Below are 23,665 nucleotides of genomic sequence, written 5' to 3' on the forward strand. Positions count from 1 at the left end.
ATCGATGAGATAAACAGTCATTGCGCGGGTAGAACGTAATATCACACCATGATATATTGTCCGCCATCATTGATTTTTTCTGAATGCCCCATAAACGCATCCGTTCGCGGCCTGGCCGAGGCGAACTTCGAGGAATTGTCAGAGTTCCGCTACCACATGCAGTGCTTTGAGCGGTTCTTCGAAGAGGCAGCCGCGAACGACGGCATCACACCCTGCAGCAGGATGGACGACCCACTCACTACCTGATCCGCCGATGATCATCCCTCCAAGCTACGCCGTGAAATTTGCACTGCGCTCGGGCATGACTGTTTGATGTCCTGATGCGATGGTTCATAGCCCGCTGCTGTTTTCGCAACGGCAGCGAATATTGATAAACCTTGTTCTCTGATTTGAGGTCTGCTTCATGCTCAACATGACGCGTCGACAGTTTCTCAAGGTGTCGTCGACCACACTGGCAGGATCGAGCCTGGCCCTCATGGGCTTCGCTCCGACTCCCGCGCTCGCGGAAGTCCGCCAGTACAAGCTCACGCGCACTACGGAAACTCGCAACACCTGCACCTACTGTTCGGTAGGCTGCGGCATTTTGATGTATGGCTTGGGCGATAACGCCAAAAACGCCAAGGCCAGCATCATCCACATCGAAGGCGATCCGGACCACCCGGTCAATCGCGGCACGCTGTGTCCGAAGGGCGCGAGCCTGCTCGACTTCGTCCACAGCAAGAGCCGCGTCCAGTACCCCGAGTATCGGGCGCCCGGCTCCGACAAGTGGGAGCGCCTTTCCTGGGAAGACGCGCTCACTCGCATCGCGAAGCGGATGAAGCAGGATCGCGATACCAACTTCGTTGAAAAGACGGCAGACGGCAAGACCGTCAACCGTTGGCTGACCACGGGGATGCTCGCTGCGTCCGCGTCCAGCAACGAAGTCGGATACCTGACGCAAAAGGCCGTCCGCAGTATGGGGCTGCTCTCGTTCGACAACCAAGCGCGTGTCTGACACGGCCCGACGGTGGCAGGTCTTGCCCCGACGTTTGGCCGTGGAGCGATGACGAACCATTGGGTCGACATCAAGAACGCGGACGTGATTCTGGTGATGGGCGGCAATGCAGCCGAGGCGCACCCGTGCGGTTTCAAATGGGTCGTCGAAGCCAAGGCACATCGAAATGCACGCCTGATCGTGGTTGATCCGCGCTTTACGCGAACCGCATCGGTTGCGGATTACTACGCACCGATTCGTACCGGCACGGACATCGCGTTCCTTGGCGGCGTCATCAACTACCTGCTGACGCACGACAAGATCCAGCACGAATACGTGCGGAATTACACCGATTTCAGCTTTATCGTCAGTGAAGACTTCTCGTTCAACGACGGGATTTTCTCTGGCTATCACCCCGAGAAGCACAGCTACGACAAGAGCTCGTGGGACTACGAACGCGGCGACGACGGCTACGTCAAGAGCGACCCGACGTTGAGTCACCCGCGATGCGTCTATCAGCTGATGAAGACGCATTACTCGCGCTACACGCCTGAGATGGTCGAGAAGATCTGCGGCACGCCGAAGGCCAAGTTCCTGCACGTGTGCGAGATGCTCGCCAGCACGTCGGCGCCAAACCGGGCGGGCACGATTCTCTACGCACTTGGCTGGACGCACCACTCGACCGGCTCGCAGACAATCCGTACCGGCGCAATGGTGCAGCTGCTGCTCGGCAACATCGGCATTGCCGGCGGCGGGATGAACGCGCTGCGGGGGCACTCGAACATTCAGGGCCTCACAGACCTCGGCCTGATGTCCGGCATGCTGACGGGGTACCTGACCTTACCGGCAGACGCCGAGCAGGACTACGAGCATTACATCGAGAAGCGTGCGCTCAAGCCGTTGCGGCCCAACCAGCTCAGCTACTACCAGAACTATCGCGCCTTCCACGTCAGTCTCATGAAGTCATGGTGGGGCGACGCTGCGACCAAGGACAACAACTGGGGCTACGAGTACCTGCCCAAGCAGGATAAATCCTACGACTTGCTCCAGTCGATCGAACTGATGTACGAGGGCAAGTTGAACGGCTTCATTTGCCAGGGCTTCAACGTCATGGCGTCGGCGCCGGACAAGACGAAGGTGGTTGAAGGTCTGTCCAAGCTGAAGTGGCTGATCATCATGGATCCGCTCGCGACGGAAACGTCCGAGTTCTGGAAGAACTACGGGGAGTTCAACGACGTTGACTCGTCGAAGATCCAGACCGAGGTGTTCCGTCTGCCGACCACCTGCTTCGCCGAGGAAGACGGTTCGGTCATCAGCTCGGCACGCGTTCTGCAGTGGCACTGGAAGGGCGCGGAGCCGCCGGGCGAGGCGCGCAGCGACCTCGCGATCATGGGTGGCATCTTCACGCGCATGCGTGACATGTATCGCAAGGAAGGCGGTAAATTCCCAGATCCGATCGTCAAGCTGGCGTGGCCGTACGCCAACCCCGAGAGCCCGCGTCCGGACGAGCTCGCGCGCGAGTACAACGGCAGCGCGCTGACGGACCTCGGCGATCCTGCCAATCCTGGTAAAACGCTCTTGAAAGCGGGGCAGCAGCTGCCTGGTTTCGCGCTGTTGCGCGATGACGGCAGCACGGCGAGCGGCTGTTGGCTCTTCGCCGGTGCGTGGACGGAGCAGGGCAACCAGATGGCCCGGCGCGACAACAGCGACCCGACCGGCATCGGTCAGACGCTCGGCTGGGCGTGGGCGTGGCCGGCGAATCGGCGCATTCTCTACAACCGTGCATCGTGCGATGTGGACGGCAAGCCGTTCGATCCGAGCCGCAAGGTGATCGCGTGGGACGGCAGCCGGTGGACAGGGGCGGACGTTCCCGACTACAAGGTCGACGAAGCGCCTTCGCTGGGCATGGGTCCGTTCATCATGACTCAGGAAGGCGTGGCGCGCTTTTTCGTCCGCGGCGCGATGAATGAGGGACCGTTCCCTGAGCACTACGAGCCGTTCGAGACGCCGCTGGGCTACAACCCGCTGCATCCGCACAACCCGCAAGCGACGAACAACCCGGCGGCACGCGTGTTCCCGGGCGATCGCGCGAACTTCGGCAAGGCCGACCAGTTCCCGCACGCCGCGACCACGTACGGAATCACGGAGCACTTCCACTGCTGGACCACGCACGCACGCCTGAACGCGATCGTGCAACCGGAGCAGTTCGTGGAAATCAGCGAGGATCTCGCGAGCGAGGTGGGTGTTGTCGCGGGTGACCGCGTCAAGGTCTCGTCCAATCGCGGCTTCATTGTCGCGGTTGCCGTCGTCACCAAGCGGATCAAGCCGCTCACGATCGACGGCCGCAAGGTCCAGACGGTCGGCATTCCGTTTTCCTGGGGCTTCAAGGGCGAAACGAAACCGGCCTACCTCGCGAACACGCTGACTCCCTCGGTGGGCGACGCCAATGCCCAGACGCCGGAGTTCAAGTCGTTCCTGGTCAAGGTCGAGAAGGCATAAGGAGAAATCGTGTCATTACAGTCTCTTGATATCAAACGCCTCTCGGCCACCACGCTCCCCCCTCCGGGGGTGCGTGAGCCGGTTACCGGCACAGTCGCCAAGCTGATCGACGTCTCGAAGTGCATCGGCTGCAAGGCCTGCCAGACGGCGTGCATGGAGTGGAACGATCTGCGCGACGAAGTCGGCAATAACGCGGGCATCTACGACAACCCGCGCGATCTGACCGAGCACTCGTGGACGGTGATGCGCTTCACCGAGTACGAGAACCCGGCGGGCGACCTCGAATGGCTGATCCGCAAGGATGGCTGTATGCACTGCGAGGACCCAGGCTGTCTGAAGGCTTGTCCCTCACCGGGCGCGATCGTTCAGTATACGAACGGCATCGTGGATTTCCACGAGGAAAAGTGCATCGGCTGCGGCTACTGCGTGACAGGTTGCCCGTTCAACGTGCCGCGCATCTCGAAGAAGGACAATCGTGCCTACAAGTGCACGCTCTGTTCCGATCGAGTTGCGGTGGGACAGGAGCCTGCGTGCGTCAAATCCTGCCCGACCGGCGCCATCATGTTCGGCACCAAAGAGGACATGAAGCAGCAGGCGGAGGACCGCATCGAGGATCTGAAGGAACGTGGCTTCGAAAACGCGGGCCTCTATGATCCGGCGGGTGTCGGCGGCACGCACGTCATGTACGTGCTGCATCACGCCGACAAGCCATCGCTCTATCACGGGCTGGCGGACAACCCGCGGATCAGCCCCATGGTGCGGGTCTGGAAGGGCATCGCCAAGCCGCTCGCGCTCGCTGCGCTTGCAGCGACTGCGGTGGCGGGCTTCTTCCACTTCACCCGGGTCGGGCCGAATGAGGTCGAGGAATCGGACGAAGCGGCCGCCAAGGCAGATATGGGCGAAGAAAAGGAGCTGAGCGATGAAAAAGCCTGACTCGCATAGCCGGCATCTGATCGAGCGTTACAACGCCAATGAGCGCAGCAACCACTGGGTCACCGCGATCTGCTTCGTGCTGCTCGCGCTGTCGGGACTCGCGATGTTTCATCCGTCGATGTTCTGGCTCTCCGTGCTGTTCGGCGGAGGTCAATGGATGCGCATCCTCCATCCTTTCATCGGGGCGGTGATGTTCCTTTCTTTCGCGGGTCTCGTGGTGCGCTTCTGGCATCACAACCTGATCGACAGCAACGACGTGCAGTGGATGAATCAGATCGGCGACGTCCTCAACAATCGCGAGGACAAGCTGCCTGAGGTAGGGCGGTACAACGCGGGGCAGAAGATGCTGTTCTTCGTGCTCGTCAGCTGCATGGTGTTGCTGCTGTTGAGCGGCATCGTCATCTGGCGGCGCTACTTCTCCGCGTACTTTCCGATCGAGCTCATCCGGTTCGCGGCACTGATTCACGCCGTCGCGGCGTTCGGGATCATCGCCAGCATCATCGTCCACATCTACGCCGCGATCTGGGTGCGCGGAACGATGGGTGCGATGCTGAAGGGCACGGTGACGCCAGGCTGGGCGCGCAAGCACCATCGGCGCTGGTTCCGTTCGCTCGTCAAATCCTCGTCCGGGCGGTAAGGCCGGCGAGGTCCGCGGGCATGCCTGCGCTCAGGTATGCCCGCATGCAATACCCAACCGCACCTCGCCCGATAGGCGAGCCCCGTTTCATCATGGAGAAGCAGTGAACCGTATCCTCGTTCCCTCGGAGATTCAGGCGCTCCAGCACTCGACCATTCCGCGGGTCAGGTTGCCGCAACGCGCCGACGTATTTAAGGCGCGCGCGCAACGCATGCGCGCGCTCGCCACCGACGACCATCTCATTCGCGATTACCTGCTGCTGATGGCGGACCTTGTCGACGCCCAGCACGAGGCGCTTGCGCAAGTGAGCCGCCCGCTCATCACGCCGCTTCCACGCGCAGAGGACGTTTCGGTGCAGGCGATGCGCACCGGGGCGGCACAGTGGTCGCGCCGCCATCCGGAATGGCGCGGCGTGCTCGAGTTCCTGCTGTCGCGGCTCGAAACGACGCGCGAGCTGGAGGGCCCAGTGGCAGCAGCTTGCGGGCGGCTGCGCGGGCTCGACTCCGAAACGCTCGAACGTGAAGCCGACCTGCTCGTCACGGCGGACTACGAGGCATTTGTCAACCAGTCCGCACCGTTCATCGCTGCGGCGCTGCAGGTGATCTGGGCCGATGCGGCCAGTCGACTCACGCCCGAGCAGGTGCCGTATCCGGATACCCCCGGTGTGTGTCCCGTGTGCGGAACGCATGCGCTCGCGAGCATCGTGCGCATCGGCGGCGCTTACGAGGGCTATCGGTACCTCGCATGCGGTCTTTGCGCGACCGAGGCACATGTAGTGCGCGTCAAGTGCACGCATTGCGACTCGACGCGCGGAGTCTCGTATCAGATGATCGAAGGCCACCCCGGCTGGGCGAAGGCGGAGTCATGCGACGAATGCCACACGTATCGCAAGATCTTCTATCAGAGCAAGGAGCTCGGGGTAGAGCCGTTCGCGGACGACCTTGCGACGCTCGCGCTGGATCTCCTCATGAATGAGGATGGCTATCTGCGGGCCGCGCCGCACCCGTTCCTCAGGCCTTCAGCCGAGAGCGATTCAGGCGTGCATTGAGTCGCAAACGTCGGGGTCGTGTGTCCGTCTGTCTGCTGACAGTTTCGAGCGAGCTCTCTCGTTATCGTCTGTTCTCGATTGACTCTGGCGAGGCGTTACGCGCGGCGCTCCTCGGGTGGCTCGCCGACGAATACGCTGACCGGATACCGGTGGTGGCAGTCAAGCTGGGCAGAAATGGCATTGCCAAGCAGATTTTGTTGGCACGCACGAGGCGGACGCTTCGATCGAACGATGATCGCAGCTGCTGCTATCGCTTGCAACGCTTCGATTTGCTCGGCTACTGTTTCCGGCCACGGAGCTCGATGAATCGAGCTGGAAAGCTGTTCGTTAGTTTCGCTCCTGCGGTAAGCGACAAGGCAGCCAAGTCGATGCGCCTTCGAATGCGTCGGTGGCGGTTGCATCGTCGCAATGACATCGAACTTGTCGAGTTGACATCCTGATGCACCGGCCCCAGGTTGACCTGACCAGGGGCTTGGCGGAGCATACCCACGAAAATAGAAACAGCGCGCTGCGCGCGGCCGCTTTTTAGCCTGTCGCATTTCGGCGACCTGCGATCAGATCAGCGCGCAGCGGCAAAGCTCTGAGCCACCCATCGGCTGAAGACGTTCGTGAGGATGAAGCCAGCGAGCGTCATCGCGTGACCGCCTTGCATGCCGATCACCGCGAGACCGCCGGCGGCGATCGGCAGACCCACGACGCTTTCTGCGCGAAATTGCTCGCGCAGAAACAGCGCAGCGAAGATCAGCATGAAGAACGCCTGCGCCTGCAGCACGAGTGACGCAAGGCCGGCCGGCATGCCGACATACATCGCTGAAAAGAGGCGCGCGAACTGGCCGAACGAAATCGTCGCGCCGTACGCGAGCGGCCAGTGCCACGGTAGTTGCAAACGCTTGACGAAAAACACCGCCGGCACCGCCGCGAAAATGGAGCGAAGCGCACCGAGCAACATCGGCGGCACGCCGTGCAATCCGACCTTGACCACGACGTATAACGTGAGTCCGAAAGAAGCGCGGCGTGATCAGCCCGTATTTTCCCGACGGCGACTTGAAGGCCCAGTTCATCAACGCGAGACCCTATACACTTTCGGGACGCAAGCCGACTTATACTGCCGGTTACAATTGAGCTGATCTACACGTTCCGTTCTATCGGCTATTCGGTTGGAGCATGCGCCAGATTATGGGTGCCGGTGGATAAGGTAATCGCCGATGGCGCGTACTAGAGCATCGAGCGCACCGAGGCGTTCTCATGCGCGGGCGTGACGCCCGTCATGCCACCGCCGACCCATGCCGTTGTCCACGGCGAGGAGGATCGCGCTGGCATGATCAGGGCGTCAAATACTTCCAGGACAAAGGCATCTATGCATTCCACAAGAAATACGGGTATGGCCTGCGCTCGCGAGTTGAGGCGCAAATTTCGCGGAACCAGATCTTTCAGGCCGCGCTCGCGAGCACCTTCGCGATCGCTTCCGTCACCGGCCCGACGTTCTTCTCGTTCAAGCCCGCCACGCACATCCTGCCCGAGCGCAAGAGGTACATGCCGTGTGCTTCGCGCAGGTGCTCGACTTGGTCGGCCGTCAGCCCGGTATATGTGAACATGCCGCGTTGCTTGATATAACGTGTCAGCGCCTCGCCGCGAACATGTTGAAGCAGGCCGTCGTGAATGGCAACGCGCATTCTGGCAATGCGCTGGCACATCGCGGTCAGCTCGCTCTGCCACGCCAGAGTCAGTTCAGGCGTGGTCAGCACCCTGGTGATGATTTTCGCCCCATGCGTCGGCGGGTTGCTGTAGTTCGGGGTCGTTCAGCATCGCCGCTTCGGCTTCGCGCACGGCGTGCATCACCGGCAGGCGTCCGTCGTTGTCGGAATAGATGCCAATGCTCAGATTGACCTTGTTTGGACGTGGATCTTTTTGAAAATTCTCATTCAGGGTAAGGATCGGGTCGCCGGGATAGGCATCGACAACGAACATGGTGTTTCCTGACAGGATGGGAAGAGGCGAGCCGTCGCGACAAATGGGCAACTTGTGGCTCCACGGTAGCGCCACCGCCCGACAAGGCACCACGTGGCGGTTGGGACCGACAGGTGGCGCCTGCTTGTACTATTCAATGTTGCCAGCCGTGATTAATGCGACGAGATACTGCCGCGCAGTACCTACGCCGCATTCTTTTGGATGACGCGGTAGGTAATATCAGGCGCGGCCATCTCGACCGGAATCAAGAAGACGGGCATCTGCGATTCTCTGTGAGGTACATGATAGCGCGGCGATCGTTCATAGGGCGCAATCCACTGGTGCGATATCGCGTCAGCTTGTGGTGGTCTAATTTCCTCGGACAGGTCGATAGGGGGGACAATCCTGAATCGACGAGGAAAAACAATAGATGACAAGAAGGCGCCGACAATTTGACGCCAGCTTCAAGCTGGAAGTGGTACGGATGGTTCGGGACCAGGGGTTATCGGTTGGCGAAGTCAGCCGGTCGATGGACCTTGTTGAGACAGCCGTGCGGCGCTGGGTGGCCCAGTACGACGCAGAGCGTGCGGGCGGCCCCGGCGAGGGCAAGCCGCTGACGGCGGAACAGCAGCGCATCCGGCAACTTGAAGCAGAGAACCGGCAATTGCGCGAGGACAACGCGCTGCTAAAAAAAGCTTCGGCCTTCTTTGCGCGGGAACTGAAGTGACTTACCGCGTGGTAACTCACTTGCAACAGGAGGCCGTATCGGTCAGTGACGCCTGCCGGGTTTTGCAGGTGAGCCGCTCTGGCTACTACGCGCACCGGCGTGCCAGGCCGAGCGCGAGGAGCCTGCAGGAACAGACCCACGTCAAGGCAGCATTCGCCGCCAGCGGCGCGAGCTACGGCAGCCGGCGTGTAATGCATGCGCTGCGCGAGCAAGGGTTACGTCTTGGTCGTTACCGGGTGCGTACGCTGATGCGCGAGGCGGGCCTGCGCACGAGTTGGAAGCGCAAGTTCGTCTCGACGACCGACAGCAGGCATACGTTACCCGTGGCAGAGAATGTGCTGGACCGTCAGTTTGACGTAGCCGAACCGAATCGCGCGTGGGTTTCGGACATCACGTATATCCGCACGGCGCAGGGCTGGCTGTATCTGGCGGTCGTGCTGGACCTGTACTCGCGCAAGGTGGTTGGCTGGTCCATGGCGCCTACCATGCCGGCCGGACTGGTCATGTCGGCACTGGCCATGGCGCTGCAGCAGCGCCGGCCAGCGCCGGGGCTGGTCCTGCATTCGGACCGGGGCAGCCAGGGCGGATTCAACCGGTCGTCGCAACACTAGATTGTTGAACAGATTTTAGATACTCGTCCAGAGCTTCGACAGGTGTCTTCCAGCCAAGCGTTTTCCGGGGTCTGGTATTCAGTGCATTGGCAACGGCCTGGATCTCTCGAGCGCTCCACCTGGATAGGTCTGTGCCCTTTGGAAAGTATTGTCGCAGAAGGCCGTTCGTGTTCTCGTTCGTGCCGCGTTGCCATGGACTGTGCGGGTCGGCGAAGAATACCTTTACCTCAGACTCGACGGTGAAACGGGCGTGATCGGATAGTTCCTTGCCACGATCCCAGATCAATGATCGCCACAAATGGGCAGGCATGTCCGTCACGATCTTCTTGAGCGCATTGGCCATCGTGACAGCCCCGTAGCCAGCCAGCGCGGGGCCGTTCTTCGTCCGGGGAGTCAACCCATAGCCTTTCTCCCGAGGCAGGTGCACGAGCATGGTGAAACGGCTTGATCTCTCCACCAGCGTCCCAATAGCAGATCGGTTCAGGCCGATGATCAGGTCACCCTCCCAATGCCCTGGCACGGCACGATCCTGCACTTCTGCAGGCCGGCTAGATATCATCACATCCTCACTAACGTGCGCCCAAGCCTTGGCTTGTGCCCTGGCCCTCGGTACGCGCAACGCCCGCCCTGTGCGAAGACAGCTGACCAGCTCGCGCTTGAGGGCACCTCGGCTCTGGATATAGAGAGCCTGGTAAATCGCTTCGTGAGAGATGCGCATAGATTCGTCATCCGGGAAGTCGAACTGCAGCCGTTTGGAAATCTGTTCGGGCGACCAGCTATTAGCCCATTTACGGTCACCGCGATGCGGCTTGTTTCTCCCTTTGAACGGTGCTTGCCGAGGCCCAGCAATCGCACGGCCATCAGCATCGCGAACCTTGCCCTCCAAACGGTCTTGCACGTAGTGGTGCAGCCGTGGGTTAGTCACCAGTTTCGACGGTTTGGGTCTTTTGGCAACCAGTTCGGCCTTCCACTGCGCAACCGAAGCCCGATACTCAAGCTGGCCGCTACGAGTTGCAGCATTACGTGTCAGTTCCCGGGAGACCGTTGACGGGCTGCGTCCGATACGGCGAGCGATCTCGCGTACTCCGACGCTTTGGAACGAAAGTAACCCAATCTCTTCTCGCTCCGCGAACGACAAGTACCTCCCGGATAAGGGGTTCGACATGAAAAGTGGCATGCCGCCATTATGACGAAACCAGCGAGTGCCTACCGCCTGCGACACGCCAACCGCCTCTGCAGCCTTCTCACTTGTAATGCCTGTCGCGATTTGCTCCCAAAATCGCCGCTCGATCTCACGCCGATGCGACGGCGCACCTGGCGAGCGCATCGCTGCTCGCCCTGTCAACTTATACATCCACCCCGCTGGTCGTCCCATAAACACCTCCTCGAACAAAGGTGTTGCGACGACCGGTTGAATCCGCCCAGTATGCGAGTGACGAGTACCAGGCATTGCTGAAGCAGCATCACGTGGTTTGCAGCATGAGCCGCAAGGGAAATTGCTGGGACAATTCAGTGATGGAGCGGTTCTTCCTGAACCTGAAGATGGAACGCGTGTGGCAGCGCCGGTACGCCAACCATGATGAGGCACGGCGCGACATCAATCAGTACATCGTCGGTTTCTACAACGCCGTACGTTTGCATTCGACCTTGGGCTATCTGTCGCCCGCTGCCTACGAGGCGAAACCGACAGTGAAAGAACCTATCTGCCTGTCCGAAATAACTTGACCACTACAGCCTCTCGTGATGCGCTTTCGTCGACCATTCGGCGACTACTGGACACGCAGCACGCCGGCCATTCGGACGCGCCCGCGATCCGTAGGCTCTACATGCAGCATATGTTAGTTGGACTCGGAAATAAGTTGGAGCATCAGTTGACGGAGAAAATATCGAAGCAGAGCCGCGAGGCGCGCTAGCGAGGGGCAGGCAGTTGCATCTGCTACTCTGCTGCGCTCATTTAGGAGGCAACTGTTGCTTACCCGTGCATGGTGGACGTTCTAACATCTGCCACGTGCCTCGGTCGAAGTTGGGCGTCGTGTGCCGGAGCGAAATCGGGCGATGGGTGATGTCGCAGACCATATCCAGAAGTTCTGGGAGTCACGGATGCGCAGGCAGATCCTCGAAAGCCTCGATGAGCATGGCGCAGAGGTCTCAGCGAAACCGTCTGGACGTTCGCTCGTTCAGCATCGTGCACTACCTGAGCTGAGACTGCCGCGTCGATGAGCGGAGGACACCCGGCCAGGGCGCATCAATAGGATGAGTGTCCGATGAGAGGCCCCGCCGTGGCGCTTCAGTAGGGTGTCCGTCGCGGACATCCGGGAAAAATCGGGAGTTTCCATGAAATCCATCCGTTTAGTTATACAAACTATATGACTAGCTATATGAAGAAGATTCTGTATAGTACTAGGAGAGACCGACAATGAAGAGGGCGCGATCAAATCTGAAGTGCAACACCTTCCTCGTGTAAGGTGCGCACATGCAAAAAAGAAGAACGTATCAACAGCTTCAGCCTGAAGAGCGCATGACCATTGCAAGCATGAAGCAGCAGGGTTCGAGTGTTCGGGCGATGGCCCGAACACTCGGGCGCCCGGCATCAACTGTGAGCCGCGAGCTGATCAGGAACACGTGTTCTGTCGTGGGCTATGCGTCTGCCCCGGCGCAGTCGCTCAGCACGAGCCGACGCGAGGCTGCGCGCCCATGTCCCAAGCTGCACCCTCAAAGCATGTCGTGGCGCATCGTACTCACCCTGCTGGAATGGAAGTGGTCGCCCCAGCAGATCTCAGGTACGCTCAAGCGCATGTGGCCCAACGACCCGACCCAGCACGTCTCGCACGAGACCATCTACACTGCCATCTATGCGCAGCCACGCGGTGAACTGCGCCGCCAGCTGATCGCCTGTCTGCGCCACGGTCACAGCACCCGCCTGTCACGCAAGCGCGGCACTGACCGGCGCGGCCAGATCGCCGACATGGTGAGCATCCACGTGCGCCCGCCTGAGGTCGACGATCGGGTGATGCCTGGTCACTGGGAAGGTGACTTCATCGTGCGACCTGCAAGTCGCATGTTTCTCTGTTTCACGGGGGCAGGTATGACCTGATGAAACCAGCTGTTCCATCAGCTGTTCCCTACCCGGGCATGCAGAACCGGTAACAGTTCTGTGTGAAGCCTCGGGGACAACGTAGCCGCCGGATACCCGGTACGCCGAGCCGTGAGGTAAGGCGGAATCTGCCAGCACAAAGGCGGAGAGGCGCAAGGGATGGGTGGGTACGACCAACACATGTGAACGTCCGAAACGCGCCGTTACGCCTAACAAGCCAAACGTGCTGACAGGCTTGAACCAAAAACGGTATGCGGCAAGGAATGGCTTCTGATGAATGGGCCATCATGGACAGTACGCCGCCGGCGCATAGGACGGGTCCGAACCATCCGGAGAATCATGTGGAACAGGGTAAGCCCGTATCGCTGCCCAATGGGCAGGCGAACCGCAAGGCGAGCTGTTGGCGGTGCGGGTAAAGGAATGCGGAGAAAGCGAATGCCCGGCTGTAACGGACGGGATACGGGCTGAAACATTGCCCGACGCGAAAGCGGGCAGACTTCCGCGCGGTCATTCATGGCGAGAGAAACTTGATCAATCGTTGTACGAGGGAAAGCAGATGACGGCGCACGACACGGAAGTGTCGGGCGCTGGTGCGCCCTCGCACGCTGCCCGGATGTGGGACCAGGCAAACTGGGCATCCATCGAGGCAGAGGTGAGACGACTTCAGTTGCGTATCGCCAAGGCGGTCCGGGAAGGCCGATGGGGCAAGGTGCAAGCCTTGCAACGTCTGCTGACCCGCTCGCATAGCGGCAAGATGCGGGCCGTGAAGCGGGTGACGGAAAATCGCGGCAAGAGAACGCCGGGGGTGGACGGCAGGATCTGGCCATCCTCGGCGGCCAGATGGAAAGGCGTGTTGTCGCTGCGTCATCGGGGTTATCGTGCGATGCCGTTGCGGCGTGTTTACATTCCTAAGAGTAATGGAAAGAAGCGTCCTTTAGGAATCCCATGTATGCGGTGTCGGGCGATGCAGGCTTTATGGAAGCTCGCTCTGGAACCCATTGCGGAGCCCATGGCGGACCTGAATTCCTACGGCTTTCGGCCCGAACGCTCGGCTGCCGACGCCATCGAACAGTGCTTCATCACTCTGGCAAGGCGTGCATCGCCAGAGTGGGTTCTGGAAGGTGACATACGGGGCTGTTTCGACAACTTCAGTCATCTCTGGTTCCTGGAGCACATACCGATGGACAAGACGGTCCTGCGCAAGTGGCTTGAGGCTGGCTATGTTGATGAGGGAACCCTGTTCCAATCGCGGGCGGGCACGCCTCAGGGCGGTATCATCTCGCCCGTGATCGCGAATATGGCGCTGGATGGACTTGAGGCAGCAGTACACGCGAGTATCGGTGTCTCGAAACTCGCACGCCGCACGGCCAAGCTCAACGTTATCCGATATGCCGATGATTTCGTGGTGACCGGTGCTTCGAAAGAAGTGCTCGAATCCCGCGTTCTTCCGGCGATCCGTCGTTTCATGGCGGACCGTGGTCTGGAACTGTCGGAGGAGAAAACCCGGATCACGCACATAACGGAGGGTTTCGATTTCCTTGGCCAGAACGTACGCAAGTACGGCGGCAAACTGCTGATCAAGCCAGCGAAGAAGAGCATCAAATCGTTGCTTGACAAGGTCCGGGAGGTCATCAAGGGCAGCGCGGGCGCCACCCAGGAAGCGCTGATACGGCAACTCAACCCGCTCATCCGGGGCTGGGCCATGTATCACCGCCACGTCGTGGCGAAAGCAACCTTCTCATTGATAGACTCGCACATCTGGCAACTGCTCTGGAAGTGGGCTGTGCGCAGGCACCCAACGAAAGGAGCACGATGGGTGAGGAGGCGATACTTCCGGATAGACGGACAGCGGTCATGGGACTTTGCGACGGAAGAAACCCGGGCTGACGGCAGCATCGGCAGTCTGCGGCTATTCCGCGCAATGACGGTCGCAATCATGCGTCACGTCAAGATCCGTGGGCCCGCTAATCCGTTCGATCCGGCATGGACGTCCTACTTTGCCCGTCGTCGCGCCGCGAAACATCCCGTCGGCTTGTCCGGTGCCACCCCATGGTGCTGAAGAATGGCTTGAGCCGGATGCGAGGTGACTCGCCCGTCCGGTTCTTAGGGGAGAACGTGCCGGTAACGGTACGTTCTTACCCGACAAGGGCGCCGGCAATCAGTCTTCCGTCGGCGTGCTGGTTGAGCGCACCAGTCGCCTGGTGCTGCTGGCGAAGATGGAAGATGCCACCGCCGCCTCGGCCCTGGCGGGCTTCACGGCCAAGCTGAATTCGATCGCTACCCCACTGCGCCAGAGCTTCACCTACGACCAGGGCAAGGAAATGACCCGCCATCAGGAGCTTAGCGCCGCCACCGGCGTGCGCGTGTACTTCTGCGATCCGCACAGCCCCTGGCAACGCGGCACCTGCGAGAACACCAACGGGCTGCTGCGTCAGTACTTGCCAAAAGGCACCGACCTTTCGATCTACAGCCAGGACGAACTCGATGCCATCGCCGACAGCCTCAACAGCCGACCTCGCGCTACCCATGCATTTCATTCGCCATTCGAGGTCTTCGAACGTATGCTCGCAACCGCTTCGATAACCTCAGCTTCCGTTCAATAACCCCCTGTTGCGCTTCACTCTTGAAACCGCCGAGGAATTACCTGAAGTTCAAGCCACAAACTCCCGTCGTTCGGACTGTTTTTTGAGATTTTTAAATGGCACGTCCGGGGCAATCATTCTGCCGATTTGATCGCAGGCAACGATCCCAAGTATGCCTCTCCGGCGTCTGATCTGCTAGGCTCGAATTGGGCCATTTCTGGTTGTACAGCTTGATGTACGTGCGATGGACTGCCGGGCATGGCTGACCGAACTCATAGGCCTCTCGAAGAATCGGAAAGACCGCTTTGTCTCCATTGGAAGCAACCCGCCGGCGTACTACCCGGTCACCGTCAAGACGCCGATGTTCCGATAACTTATCGAAAGTGATTATTCCGCCAACGCAAGTCCGCTCTTCCGATACGGCCATGACTACGGTTGCTCTTATCGCCTTTGCCGGCGCTCAATCCCTTGATATCGCAGGGCCCATGGATGTATTTTCCGAGGCCAATCGGTTCCTCCTGCCCGAGGCGTACTATAAACTTGAGGTGATTGGTGTCGAACAGGGACCGCTTCGCTGCTCCAACGGGATCGTCGTTTACCCAGACAGGCATTACAGCGAGGTGGATGACACTTACGATCTGCTACTGGTTGCGGGAGGACCTGAACGGCTGTGGTGCAAACTCGGTAGGCGGCCGAGAAATCGCCCATGTTTCGGAGACCTCAACGAGCTGAAAGAACCGCCATCCAAATCGATGGCGAAGTGGTATCTTTGAGATGCATGTTGGTGAGATCGAACTGGCCGTTGCGAATGCGATGCATCAGTTCGATGCCGGAGAGGGTAACGGCGGCGCTGTGGAACCGCTTGAACCCGAGCATCACGTTCACCCGCGATTTGATGTGGCGGTGATCCTGCTCAATGAGGTTATTCAGGTACTTCGAGGATCGCAATTTCGTTCGCCTGGGTAGCGACTCGTCGGTCTTCATCTCGCGGACCGCCCGATGAGATGCCGCGTAGCCGTCCAGCGTAATCGTCTCAGGAGCGCGTCCCTGAGTTCTGATTGCCTTCGCGAAGAACGCCTTTGCCGCCGCCACGTCGCGCCTCGCGCTGAGGCGAAAATCGATCGTCTTTCCCGCCCGGTCAACGGCGCGGTAGAGATAGGCCCATTTGCTGCGAATCTTCACGTAGGTCTCGTCGACTCGCCACGACTGACCGGCTGTCGTAGCCAACCGATTCCAGCGTTTGACGAACTCGGGCGTGTAGCGCTTCACCCAACGCAGGATCGTAGTGTGGGCGAGGGACAGGCCGCGCTCAGCCATCATCTCGACAAGATCACGCAGACTGAGCTTGTAGCGCAAATACCAACGCACGCAAAGGACGATGACTTCGCGGTCGAAATGACGCCCGTTGAACAATCATTCGAGATCTTTCAGCTTGCTCATTGGCTCGTGGTCGTCAAAAGCTCAAGAGTAACAGACCGACGCGCCGGAATTGCACCACAACCCTGAAGACCCGGCGATCATCGGTCCGTGCCGGCTGCACGTGCTGGCACTGGCTGCACAGCAACGGGGAGGCCACCTGAAAGTGTTGCCTCGAATCATCTTGCATGTTCCGACGTCATCCAATTTCATCGGATGTCTCGACATCGAAGTGTACAGATTGCTGGTCAAATCGTGGCGCAGCGAAGTTAAGACGATACTGCCGCGGGGAGACGCCAAGTCGGCGTTGGAAAACGCTTCGCATACGATGCGCATCGTTAAAGCCGCACTCGTATGCAATTGTCTTGAGCGGCGTGGTGGTGTTCTCAAGCAGCACTCGTGCCGCGTCCACTCGGGCGCTTTCAACGAACTCAGCAGGAGGGATCTTTGTATCGCGCGTAAATGTCCGGGCGAAATTCCTGGCGCTCATGTTGGCCACCTGCGCGAGAACGCTTACTGAAAGATCGCCTGTCAGGTTTGCAAGAACGTACTGCTGTACTTGTGCCACCGGTGAGCTTTCCTCGACATACGGCGTCAGATATGGGCTGAACTGTGATTGACCGCCCGCGCGCTGCATAAACACAACAAGACGCTTCGCTACATTCAGGGCGACTTCGCTGCCTTTCTCCTGTGTCAGCAAGTACAGCGATAGATCTATTCCCGCAGTGACTCCGGCCGATGTATAAAGCAAGCCGTCCTGCACGTAAAGGCGGTCAGCCTCGATCCTCGTTGAGGGGCAGAGTCGCTTAAGCGAGTCTGCATAATTCCAGTGAGTCGTGGCCGTCTTGCCGTCAAGCAGGCCTGCGCGCGCGAGAACAAAGGCGCCGCTGCAGATCGACCCATATTTACGCGCGCGACTCGTAGACCGACGAAGCCAGGTGTTGAAATCCTCGCTGAATTCTTGTCTCACCAGCTCAGGTCCTCCCGCGACCAGTAGCAGATCGTAAGCGTCATCCACTCCACTGTAATGCCTGTCTGGGGAAACGACGATCCCGTTGGAGCAGCGAAGCGGTCCCTGTTCGACACCAATCACCTCGAGCTTATAGTGCGCCTCGGGCAGGAGAAACCGATTGGCTTCGGAAAATACATCCATCGGCCCTGCGATATCAAGGGATTGAGCGCCGGTAAAGGCGATAAGAGCAACCGTAGTCATGACCGTACCGGAAGAGCGGACTTGCATTGGCAGAATAGCCACTTTCGATAGGTTATCTGAAGATCGGAGTCTTGACGGTGCCTAGGTACGGCGTGGCAGAAAACGCAGTCCTTTTGGCAGTAGTCGTATGAAAATGATCCGACCTTGACGTCGAGTCCGCCAAAAAGAGAAGGATGATGTGCGTCCATGGCCTGATACGGCCTCATCGTGGCATTTTCTTGATGGAGTCTTATCTGCATCGAGTTCGGAGACCTCCCATAATTTCTTGCCCAGCTCAGCATGTCGCAGAGCTGACAACGGAGAAGCAACTAAATGATGACTCCTGCAGCCTCGGCCGAAAGAGTCGGCCCGGCGTTTTCGGTTGATGGAATGTTGCTAGCTCGAAACAAGACCCGTCAGGCAATCAAGGATATTTCGACAGTTATCAAGCCCGGTATGGTCGAAGAGGATGCGGTTGCGTTGGCACGCAAGACGCTCGTCGAGTCTGGGTTGGAGTTGAGCTGGCATCCAACCCGGGTTAGATTTGGCTTCAATACTACAAAGCCCATGAAGGTGGCTTCGAAGCCGGGCGTTGTATTGAAGGAAGACGACATCTTCTTTCTCGATATTGCGCCACGCGTGGATGCATGGGAAGGGGATGGCGGCGCATCGTTCGTCGTCGGTAACAATCTGGAATATCGACGGTGTGCTTCAGACGCGGAACGCCTGTTTCACGAAGTCCGGGGTATGTGGACGGCCAAAAAGCTGAGTGGAAAGCAGCTATATGAGTTCGCAGATAAAACGGCTCGTAACATGGGCTGGGTGTTGAACTTTGACCTTCCAGGACATCGGGTATCGGACTTCCCGCATGCCGCTATCTACACAGGTTCACTGGCCGATTTTGATGCGAATCCATCGGCGATGCGTTGGATTCTGGAAATTCATATTCGCGATCCAAAAGGCTGCTTCGGTGCGTTCTTCGAGGACATGCTACTTCCAGACGAGTACTACGGTTGATCGCTTCCGGCGCATGCCGGAGGTTGCGTGCATGATGATCAGTTCGGCACCGTGCGCAAGTGCATAGATGGCTTGGGTGTGCCGCATCCAGTGTGGACTCGCCTGTCGCAGTTTTTGTGAAATCGCCGGACCTTCTGCCTCGACGAGGTTGGCGGCTTCGGCGAAGAACCGTTGCAGCACCTTCCAAAGCCACACGCTAGTCATGCGCGCCGATCCGTCCTCAGCGAGACTCGCGATCAACGGCATGTCCGGGTGACAGCTCTGGCTTGTCAGTCGTATTTGCTTGTTTGTGTGTCACGGGCCAGTTCGGAGTCGATCACTTTCGCTATCGACGCACACGTTCGTCCCTCAATCCCGGCACATTTCCACGACGGCGGGGACCTGCAAGGAGAGGTCCCATTCGTTCTCGTTCACGAGGCTCGGGCCCTGATCGTGCGCGAGGGAGAGTTGAAGCGCTGGATGTCAACGCCGCCAACGCGTGATAACTACGTTCGTCATGCATAACAATCTGATGCGCTTAACTCTGAGAATGAAAAAATTCTCGGCCTCCAGCAGTTCGCGCCGTCGTGATGACGCGGCTTAAAAGCGACGTCACATGAAATCTATCAATCGTACCGATTGCCTAATCCAGATTCGATGATTCGTCTGGGGCCACGATAATGGCATCTCAATTCTGCCGAATAGGGGTGGTATACGGTCATTGGCGCTGGCGAGCCTGTACTTTGACGTCACATCCCGTTAGCATCTGATTTCGCAACCGTCGATCAATACACGGGAGCCGGTACTTGAATCGACACGGGCAACTGCGTGCGCAATCGTGGCGAAGATTCGATGGAGCGCAATCCAAAAACACCTCTTGGTAAAGCTGGATTAGGGCTACTTCGCTGGAATAGGTTTTCTTTCTTTGAGTTAGATATATGGATCGTCGTCTCTTTATAAAAAGTTCTACGACTGCTGCCGGTGCAATTGCTGTCGGTAGCCAATTAAGCCAGAGCGCATTCGGACAGGTGTCCGATGTCGAACCAACCTTCAGACGTCCCAAGGTGATCCTGCCCGTACCGGCTCCCTCGCTGCAGACACAATACGTTCAGCCTGGAGTCCCGGACAGTAAGCTTACTCGCGAAGCGACGGGACTGCTCCGCGAGTTCAGCACCCCTTTGCTGTTCAATCACTCGCATCGCGCCTTTTTCTGGGCTCAGGAGATGGGGCGCCAATCCGGGCAAAAATTTGACGTCGAACTCCTGTTTATTTGTGCGGCTTTCCACGATATGGGCCTCCTCAAGAAATTCAGCAGCGAGAGCGACCGCTTCGAGGTCGATAGCGCAAATGCGGTGCGTCAGTTTCTCGAGCACCATGGGGTGCCCAACATGCGCATCCAGACCGCATGGGATGCAATTTCCTTGCACACGACTCCAGGGATTGCGGCATACAAGCCCATAGAAGTGGAGCTTCTCTACAACGGCGTGGCGCTTGATTCGCTTGGCGTCGGGTATGAAACATTCCCAGATAACGTTCGCGAAAAGGTTGTCGCTCAGTATCCCCGCACCAACTTCAAAGAACAGATTGCAAAGGCGTTTTTTGACGGGTTCTCGCATAAGCCAGAATCGACTGTGTATACCTGCAACGAAGATATCTGCACCCATTTCATCCGGGGCTACAGGCATAGCAATTTCTATGATCAGGTTATGAATTCGCCATTTCAAAATTCCTGAAAACTGGATGCGGTGAGTGCCTAAGCGTCGTGGATATCGTGACGTTTAGATATGCGCCGCGCTGAAATGCAGTGGGACTCAGTGTGTGGGGAAAGGCGCCGATTCTGAAGATCGAGGCGTGCAGCGAATTAACAGGAAATAGAATGCCATTCTATGACTACGAATGCTCCACCTGCGGCACATTTGAAGTGATGCGTCGTCTGTCCGAGCGCAACGAGCCAACTGCATGCCCGCAGTGCCGGAATGCCAGTGAGCGCATCCAAACCGGCTCATCGGTGCTGTTGACGGCGCGCGGTGACTCAACAGATAACGCCGGCTCATACGGGTTTCGACATCGCGGTTTTTGTGCTTGCTGTATTTGAATGTTGTGGTCAGCGCGCAAGTGTCGCCGATCTCATTTGTTCGCGGAAACTAGCGAATGTTGCTTCATAAGACGCCTCTGCATCGCAGTCGCACGTTTTCGATTCTCAAATGGACCTCCAACTCCACGGTCCATCCAGCTACGGATCCCGGAATGACGCACATCGATAATCGAGTACCTTCATGAAAAAACTCTACGCCTATGAAGGCTTCGAGGTCTCCGTCAGGCTTTTACCGGGGAACAAAGCGTCACGTGGAACCATACTGGCGGCTGCGCAGGGCTTTATAGCCGTCGTGCAGATCAGGGTGGTGGGCGCAACTCGCCCCATGACTGCTCCGATACGCCTTACGGCAAATGACTGGCACCCTTTCGCGACAGAGGCCGAGGCCCTGATGGCAGGATTCAGCGCTGGAAAACCGCTAGTAGACGACACGTTCTCCCTGTTTATTCCGGCCGGAACCTGATCCAGCGTGGAGTGAATCCGACCTATGGACAGGTTAAACCACACGTATTGGTATTGACCTCGTATCTTCTCGATCTCACGCTCATCGGTGCCGTGTAGCAGATCAAACCAGAGATGCAGGAAGGCGCGGTTCGCGAACCGGGATGGACAGAGCGAGTATCCAATATCTTTGTGTCTGGTTCTGGCCGGGGGGGCCCCGGAATAGCCGGAACCTTTAGCCGACCCTCACCAGGTCGGCTTTTTTTCGACCGGATCGAGCCACGCAAGCCCGCTGAATGATTCGTCGAAGTCGTGCAAATTTGCGCGTTCGCCCGTGTCTATTGAAGCTCAAGCGTAACCGATGGATTCGTCCGAGTAGCACCACCGCCATGCAAAGCACCTAAGCCAGATAATAACCTCGAGCCGCATAATCTCTGCCAAAAAGAGGCTGAAATCGGCCATTCGCGTCGGCGAGTCAGTTTTTGCAGATCGCGGTTATTGACTGATAAATTCTCCGCATGTAAATTGGATTTTGACTGATAAGACTCATTATGGACTTTTCCTTCTTTTTACCCGTCTTGATGACGGGCTTTCCGTGCGCAAGGACGTATCACCAAGTCCTCCAATCATGGCCTGCGTGGCTCATTTAGCGTGACGGACAATTGACATGTGCGAAGAGAACTCAATGACAGTTTCATTTGCGTCGGCACGAATGATTCGCTGACGCAGCCTATCGCCGAGATGCTTATTTCCAATTGGCGTCATTCGTGGAAATTGTTTGTAATGCTAAGAGGGTGCTGTTTTTATGGCGACCTGTCCCTGCGAATACAAATTGGTGTGGAAATGAATCAACTTAAAAGCGAGTCTGAAATGGTGATCAATAAAAGCTATGCATCGCTAAAAAAAGCGGCGTTGTCGGTCGCCGTATCGTTGGCTGTGGCTTCGCCGCTATACGCAGCGACCATGACGCGCGATACGGGTGCGCCCGTGGGTGACAACCAGAATTCGCAGACGGCCGGTCCTGAAGGTCCGGTGCTCTTGCAGGACTCTGCGTTGATCGAGAAGCTGCAGCGCTTTGATCGCGAGCGCATTCCCGAGCGAGTGGTTCACGCGCGTGGCACGGGCGCATTCGGTGAATTCGTTCCGACTGCAGACATCTCCGACCTGACGAAAGCGAAGGTCTTTACAGCAGGAACGAAGACGCCGGTGTTCGTGCGCTTTTCCACAGTGATGGGATATCGTGGATCGCCCGAACAGGCGCGCGACCCGCGCGGCTTTGCGGTTAAGTTCTACACGCAGCAAGGCAACTGGGACATCGTCGGCATCAACTGGCCCGTCTTCTTCATCCGGGACGGCATCAAATTCCCCGACTTCGTCCATGCTAACAAGCCGAGCGCGGTGACCGGCGTGGGTGATCCAAATCTGGCGTTCGACTTCTTCGCGAATTCGCCCGAGGCGACGAACATGCTCACGATGCTCTATACGGATGCGGGCATGCCGGATTCATATCGCCATATGGATGGTTTCGGCGTCCACGCCTTCAAGTTCATCAATGCGAAGGGCGAAGTGCACTACGTGAAGTTCCACTGGAAGAGCGAGCAGGGTGTCCACGGCATTCGGCCGCAGGATATCCCGACCTCGATCGGCCGCGACTGGAACATGATGACGAATGACCTTTACGGCGCGCTGAAGGCCGGCAACGATCCGAAGTGGGATCTCTACATTCAGGTGTTGAAGCCGGAGGATCTGAACAAATTCGCCTACGACGCGTTGGATGACACGAAGGTGTGGGAGGGCGTGCCAGAGCGCAAGGTCGGTACGATGACGTTGAATCGTGTGCCTGACAACTACTTCGAGTCGACCGAGGAGTCGGCGTTCGCGCCGTCGCGCCTGGTGCCGGGTATCGAGCCGTCGGAAGATCGCATGCTGCAGGACCGTCTGTTCGCGTACGCCGATACGCAGATGTACCGCCTCGGCGCGAACTACATGGACTTGCCGATCAACCGGTCGATCGTTCCTGTTGTGAACAACAATCAGGATGGCAAGATGAACATAGGTGATCGCAAGGGCGAAGTCAACTATGAGCCTTCGAGCATGAACGAAATCGCCCAGGATCCTCAGTATAAGTATTCGAGGACGCAGCTCAACGGGACGACGCAGCAGGAAGCCATCCACAAGAAGATGTTGTTCAGTCAGGCTGGTGATTACTACCGTAGCTTGTCGGCACAAGACAAGGGCGACCTTGTCACGGCGCTGGCCGGCGATCTTGGTCGCGTTACCAATGACCACAACAAGTACGCGATGCTGTCGTACTTCTACAAGGCCGATGCCGACTACGGCACTCGCCTTGCGCAAGCCGTTCATGCAAACGTGCAGCAAGTGCAATCGCTTGCTGCGAAGTTGAGCGGGAACTGATCTGGCGTGGGGGCGGGGCGCGCCCCCCCCCGCCGGGCGCCCGCGCGGGGGGGGGGGGG

At 58.5% G+C, this 23,665-nt stretch carries 18 protein-coding genes and 7 pseudogenes; 18 read left to right on the top strand and 7 right to left on the bottom strand.

Going from position 1 to position 23,665, the window contains the following annotated elements:
- Window positions 1-403 precede the first annotated feature (403 nt).
- The 5 genes and pseudogenes from fdnG to P0D89_RS34755 form a co-directional block, all read left to right on the top strand.
- Complete coding sequence (fdnG, locus tag P0D89_RS34735; protein WP_408365421.1) at window positions 404-3,472, top strand: formate dehydrogenase-N subunit alpha; 3,069 nt, start codon at window positions 404-406, stop codon at window positions 3,470-3,472.
- Between the two features lie 9 nt (window positions 3,473-3,481).
- Window positions 3,482-4,405, top strand: a complete 924-nt coding sequence (gene fdxH / locus P0D89_RS34740) for a formate dehydrogenase subunit beta (protein ID WP_408365423.1) — start codon at window positions 3,482-3,484, stop codon at window positions 4,403-4,405.
- Window positions 4,392-5,042 carry a formate dehydrogenase subunit gamma gene (locus tag P0D89_RS34745; RefSeq protein WP_408365425.1) on the top strand — a complete coding sequence of 217 codons (651 nt, stop codon included), beginning with the start codon at window positions 4,392-4,394 and terminating at the stop codon, window positions 5,040-5,042. Before fdxH ends, P0D89_RS34745 begins: the two co-directional genes overlap by 14 nt.
- A 103-nt stretch (window positions 5,043-5,145) precedes the next feature.
- On the top strand, window positions 5,146-6,090 hold the full coding sequence (gene fdhE, locus P0D89_RS34750; RefSeq protein ID WP_408365427.1) for a formate dehydrogenase accessory protein FdhE: 945 nt from the start codon (window positions 5,146-5,148) through the stop codon (window positions 6,088-6,090).
- A 101-nt stretch (window positions 6,091-6,191) separates the two neighbouring features.
- Window positions 6,192-6,319, top strand: a pseudogene (locus P0D89_RS34755) (LysR family transcriptional regulator); the annotation flags it as partial.
- A 378-nt stretch (window positions 6,320-6,697) separates the two neighbouring features.
- On the opposite strand, the pseudogene P0D89_RS34760 reads toward P0D89_RS34755, so the two are convergent.
- The 3 genes and pseudogenes from P0D89_RS34760 to P0D89_RS34770 form a co-directional block, all read right to left on the bottom strand.
- A pseudogene (locus tag P0D89_RS34760) lies at window positions 6,698-7,078 on the bottom strand (EamA family transporter); the annotation flags it as partial.
- A gap of 442 nt (window positions 7,079-7,520) precedes the next feature.
- Window positions 7,521-7,880, bottom strand: a pseudogene (locus tag P0D89_RS34765) (aminotransferase class I/II-fold pyridoxal phosphate-dependent enzyme); the annotation flags it as partial.
- On the bottom strand, window positions 7,819-8,058 hold the full coding sequence (locus P0D89_RS34770) for a hypothetical protein (RefSeq protein ID WP_408365429.1): 240 nt from the start codon (window positions 8,056-8,058) through the stop codon (window positions 7,819-7,821). The gene P0D89_RS34770 and the pseudogene P0D89_RS34765, both read right to left, overlap by 62 nt.
- A 409-nt stretch (window positions 8,059-8,467) precedes the next feature.
- Here P0D89_RS34770 and P0D89_RS34775 point away from each other — a divergent pair.
- Window positions 8,468-9,345: pseudogene (locus P0D89_RS34775) on the top strand (IS3 family transposase); the annotation flags it as partial.
- Window positions 9,346-9,352: 7 nt separating this feature from the next.
- Here the strand turns inward: P0D89_RS34775 and P0D89_RS34780 are convergent.
- Window positions 9,353-10,729, bottom strand: a complete 1,377-nt coding sequence (locus tag P0D89_RS34780; RefSeq protein ID WP_408365431.1) for an IS30 family transposase — start codon at window positions 10,727-10,729, stop codon at window positions 9,353-9,355.
- A 29-nt stretch (window positions 10,730-10,758) separates the two neighbouring features.
- Between P0D89_RS34780 and P0D89_RS34785 the strand changes: the two are divergent.
- The 6 genes and pseudogenes from P0D89_RS34785 to P0D89_RS34810 all read left to right on the top strand — a co-directional run.
- A pseudogene (locus tag P0D89_RS34785) lies at window positions 10,759-11,100 on the top strand (integrase core domain-containing protein); the annotation flags it as partial.
- Window positions 11,101-11,409: 309 nt separating this feature from the next.
- Window positions 11,410-11,595 carry a formate dehydrogenase subunit delta gene (locus P0D89_RS34790; protein WP_408365433.1) on the top strand — a complete coding sequence of 62 codons (186 nt, stop codon included), beginning with the start codon at window positions 11,410-11,412 and terminating at the stop codon, window positions 11,593-11,595.
- Between the two features lie 253 nt (window positions 11,596-11,848).
- Window positions 11,849-12,415: pseudogene (locus tag P0D89_RS34795) on the top strand (IS30 family transposase); the annotation flags it as partial.
- Window positions 12,416-13,025: 610 nt separating this feature from the next.
- The gene (ltrA, locus tag P0D89_RS34800; protein ID WP_408365435.1) at window positions 13,026-14,528 is read left to right on the top strand and encodes a group II intron reverse transcriptase/maturase; all 1,503 of its coding nucleotides are present in this window, start codon (window positions 13,026-13,028) and stop codon (window positions 14,526-14,528) included.
- Window positions 14,529-14,613: 85 nt separating this feature from the next.
- Window positions 14,614-15,072 (top strand): annotated as a pseudogene (locus P0D89_RS34805) (IS30 family transposase); the annotation flags it as partial.
- A 404-nt stretch (window positions 15,073-15,476) separates the two neighbouring features.
- On the top strand, window positions 15,477-15,824 hold the full coding sequence (locus P0D89_RS34810) for a DJ-1/PfpI family protein (protein WP_408365437.1): 348 nt from the start codon (window positions 15,477-15,479) through the stop codon (window positions 15,822-15,824).
- On the opposite strand, the gene P0D89_RS34815 is transcribed toward P0D89_RS34810, so the two are convergent.
- On the bottom strand, window positions 15,772-16,431 hold the full coding sequence (locus tag P0D89_RS34815) for an IS6 family transposase (protein WP_408365453.1): 660 nt from the start codon (window positions 16,429-16,431) through the stop codon (window positions 15,772-15,774). The two genes, P0D89_RS34810 and P0D89_RS34815, sit on opposite strands and share 53 nt — an antisense overlap.
- Between P0D89_RS34815 and P0D89_RS34820 the strand changes: the two genes are divergently transcribed.
- Window positions 16,339-16,557: a hypothetical protein gene (locus P0D89_RS34820; protein ID WP_408365457.1), complete on the top strand. Its 219-nt coding sequence runs from the start codon at window positions 16,339-16,341 to the stop codon at window positions 16,555-16,557. The two genes, P0D89_RS34815 and P0D89_RS34820, sit on opposite strands and share 93 nt — an antisense overlap.
- Window positions 16,558-16,666: 109 nt before the next feature.
- On the opposite strand, the gene P0D89_RS34825 is transcribed toward P0D89_RS34820, so the two are convergent.
- On the bottom strand, window positions 16,667-17,680 hold the full coding sequence (locus tag P0D89_RS34825; protein WP_408365439.1) for a GlxA family transcriptional regulator: 1,014 nt from the start codon (window positions 17,678-17,680) through the stop codon (window positions 16,667-16,669).
- Between the two features lie 312 nt (window positions 17,681-17,992).
- Between P0D89_RS34825 and P0D89_RS34830 the strand changes: the two genes are divergently transcribed.
- Window positions 17,993-18,676, top strand: coding sequence for a M24 family metallopeptidase (locus P0D89_RS34830; RefSeq protein ID WP_408365441.1), 684 nt, complete (start codon window positions 17,993-17,995; stop codon window positions 18,674-18,676).
- Here the strand turns inward: P0D89_RS34830 and P0D89_RS34835 are convergent.
- Window positions 18,650-18,880, bottom strand: coding sequence for a hypothetical protein (locus P0D89_RS34835; protein ID WP_408365443.1), 231 nt, complete (start codon window positions 18,878-18,880; stop codon window positions 18,650-18,652). The genes P0D89_RS34830 and P0D89_RS34835 overlap by 27 nt on opposite strands.
- 713 nt (window positions 18,881-19,593) lie before the next feature.
- Here P0D89_RS34835 and P0D89_RS34840 point away from each other — a divergent pair.
- From P0D89_RS34840 to P0D89_RS34855, 4 genes are all read left to right on the top strand, one after another.
- Complete coding sequence (locus P0D89_RS34840) at window positions 19,594-20,388, top strand: HD domain-containing protein (protein ID WP_408365445.1); 795 nt, start codon at window positions 19,594-19,596, stop codon at window positions 20,386-20,388.
- Window positions 20,389-20,531: 143 nt separating this feature from the next.
- Window positions 20,532-20,750: an FmdB family zinc ribbon protein gene (locus tag P0D89_RS34845; protein ID WP_408365447.1), complete on the top strand. Its 219-nt coding sequence runs from the start codon at window positions 20,532-20,534 to the stop codon at window positions 20,748-20,750.
- 181 nt (window positions 20,751-20,931) lie between these two features.
- The gene (locus P0D89_RS34850) at window positions 20,932-21,213 is read left to right on the top strand and encodes a hypothetical protein (RefSeq protein WP_408365449.1); all 282 of its coding nucleotides are present in this window, start codon (window positions 20,932-20,934) and stop codon (window positions 21,211-21,213) included.
- Window positions 21,214-22,154: 941 nt separating this feature from the next.
- Window positions 22,155-23,606 (top strand): catalase, encoded by a 1,452-nt coding sequence (locus P0D89_RS34855; protein WP_408365455.1) that lies wholly within the window; start codon window positions 22,155-22,157, stop codon window positions 23,604-23,606.
- Window positions 23,607-23,665 lie beyond the last annotated feature (59 nt).

The sequence above is a fragment of the Paraburkholderia sp. RL18-085-BIA-A genome, assembly GCF_046027075.1.
Classification (GTDB): Bacteria; Pseudomonadota; Gammaproteobacteria; order Burkholderiales; family Burkholderiaceae; genus Paraburkholderia.

Excerpts from the sequence above, each read along its gene's own strand:
- P0D89_RS34745 (WP_408365425.1), top strand. The coding sequence starts at position 4,392 with ATGAAAAAGCCTGACTCGCATAGCCGGCATCTGATCGAGCGTTACAAC.
- P0D89_RS34770 (WP_408365429.1), bottom strand. The coding sequence starts at position 8,058 with ATGTTCGTTGTCGATGCCTATCCCGGCGACCCGATCCTTACCCTGAAT.
- P0D89_RS34780 (WP_408365431.1), bottom strand. The coding sequence starts at position 10,729 with ATGTATAAGTTGACAGGGCGAGCAGCGATGCGCTCGCCAGGTGCGCCG.
- ltrA (WP_408365435.1), top strand. The coding sequence starts at position 13,026 with ATGACGGCGCACGACACGGAAGTGTCGGGCGCTGGTGCGCCCTCGCAC.
- P0D89_RS34810 (WP_408365437.1), top strand. The coding sequence starts at position 15,477 with ATGACTACGGTTGCTCTTATCGCCTTTGCCGGCGCTCAATCCCTTGAT.
- P0D89_RS34825 (WP_408365439.1), bottom strand. The coding sequence starts at position 17,680 with ATGACTACGGTTGCTCTTATCGCCTTTACCGGCGCTCAATCCCTTGAT.
- P0D89_RS34830 (WP_408365441.1), top strand. The coding sequence starts at position 17,993 with ATGATGACTCCTGCAGCCTCGGCCGAAAGAGTCGGCCCGGCGTTTTCG.
- P0D89_RS34835 (WP_408365443.1), bottom strand. The coding sequence starts at position 18,880 with ATGACTAGCGTGTGGCTTTGGAAGGTGCTGCAACGGTTCTTCGCCGAA.
- P0D89_RS34840 (WP_408365445.1), top strand. The coding sequence starts at position 19,594 with ATGGATCGTCGTCTCTTTATAAAAAGTTCTACGACTGCTGCCGGTGCA.
- P0D89_RS34845 (WP_408365447.1), top strand. The coding sequence starts at position 20,532 with ATGCCATTCTATGACTACGAATGCTCCACCTGCGGCACATTTGAAGTG.
- P0D89_RS34850 (WP_408365449.1), top strand. The coding sequence starts at position 20,932 with ATGAAAAAACTCTACGCCTATGAAGGCTTCGAGGTCTCCGTCAGGCTT.
- P0D89_RS34855 (WP_408365455.1), top strand. The coding sequence starts at position 22,155 with ATGACGCGCGATACGGGTGCGCCCGTGGGTGACAACCAGAATTCGCAG.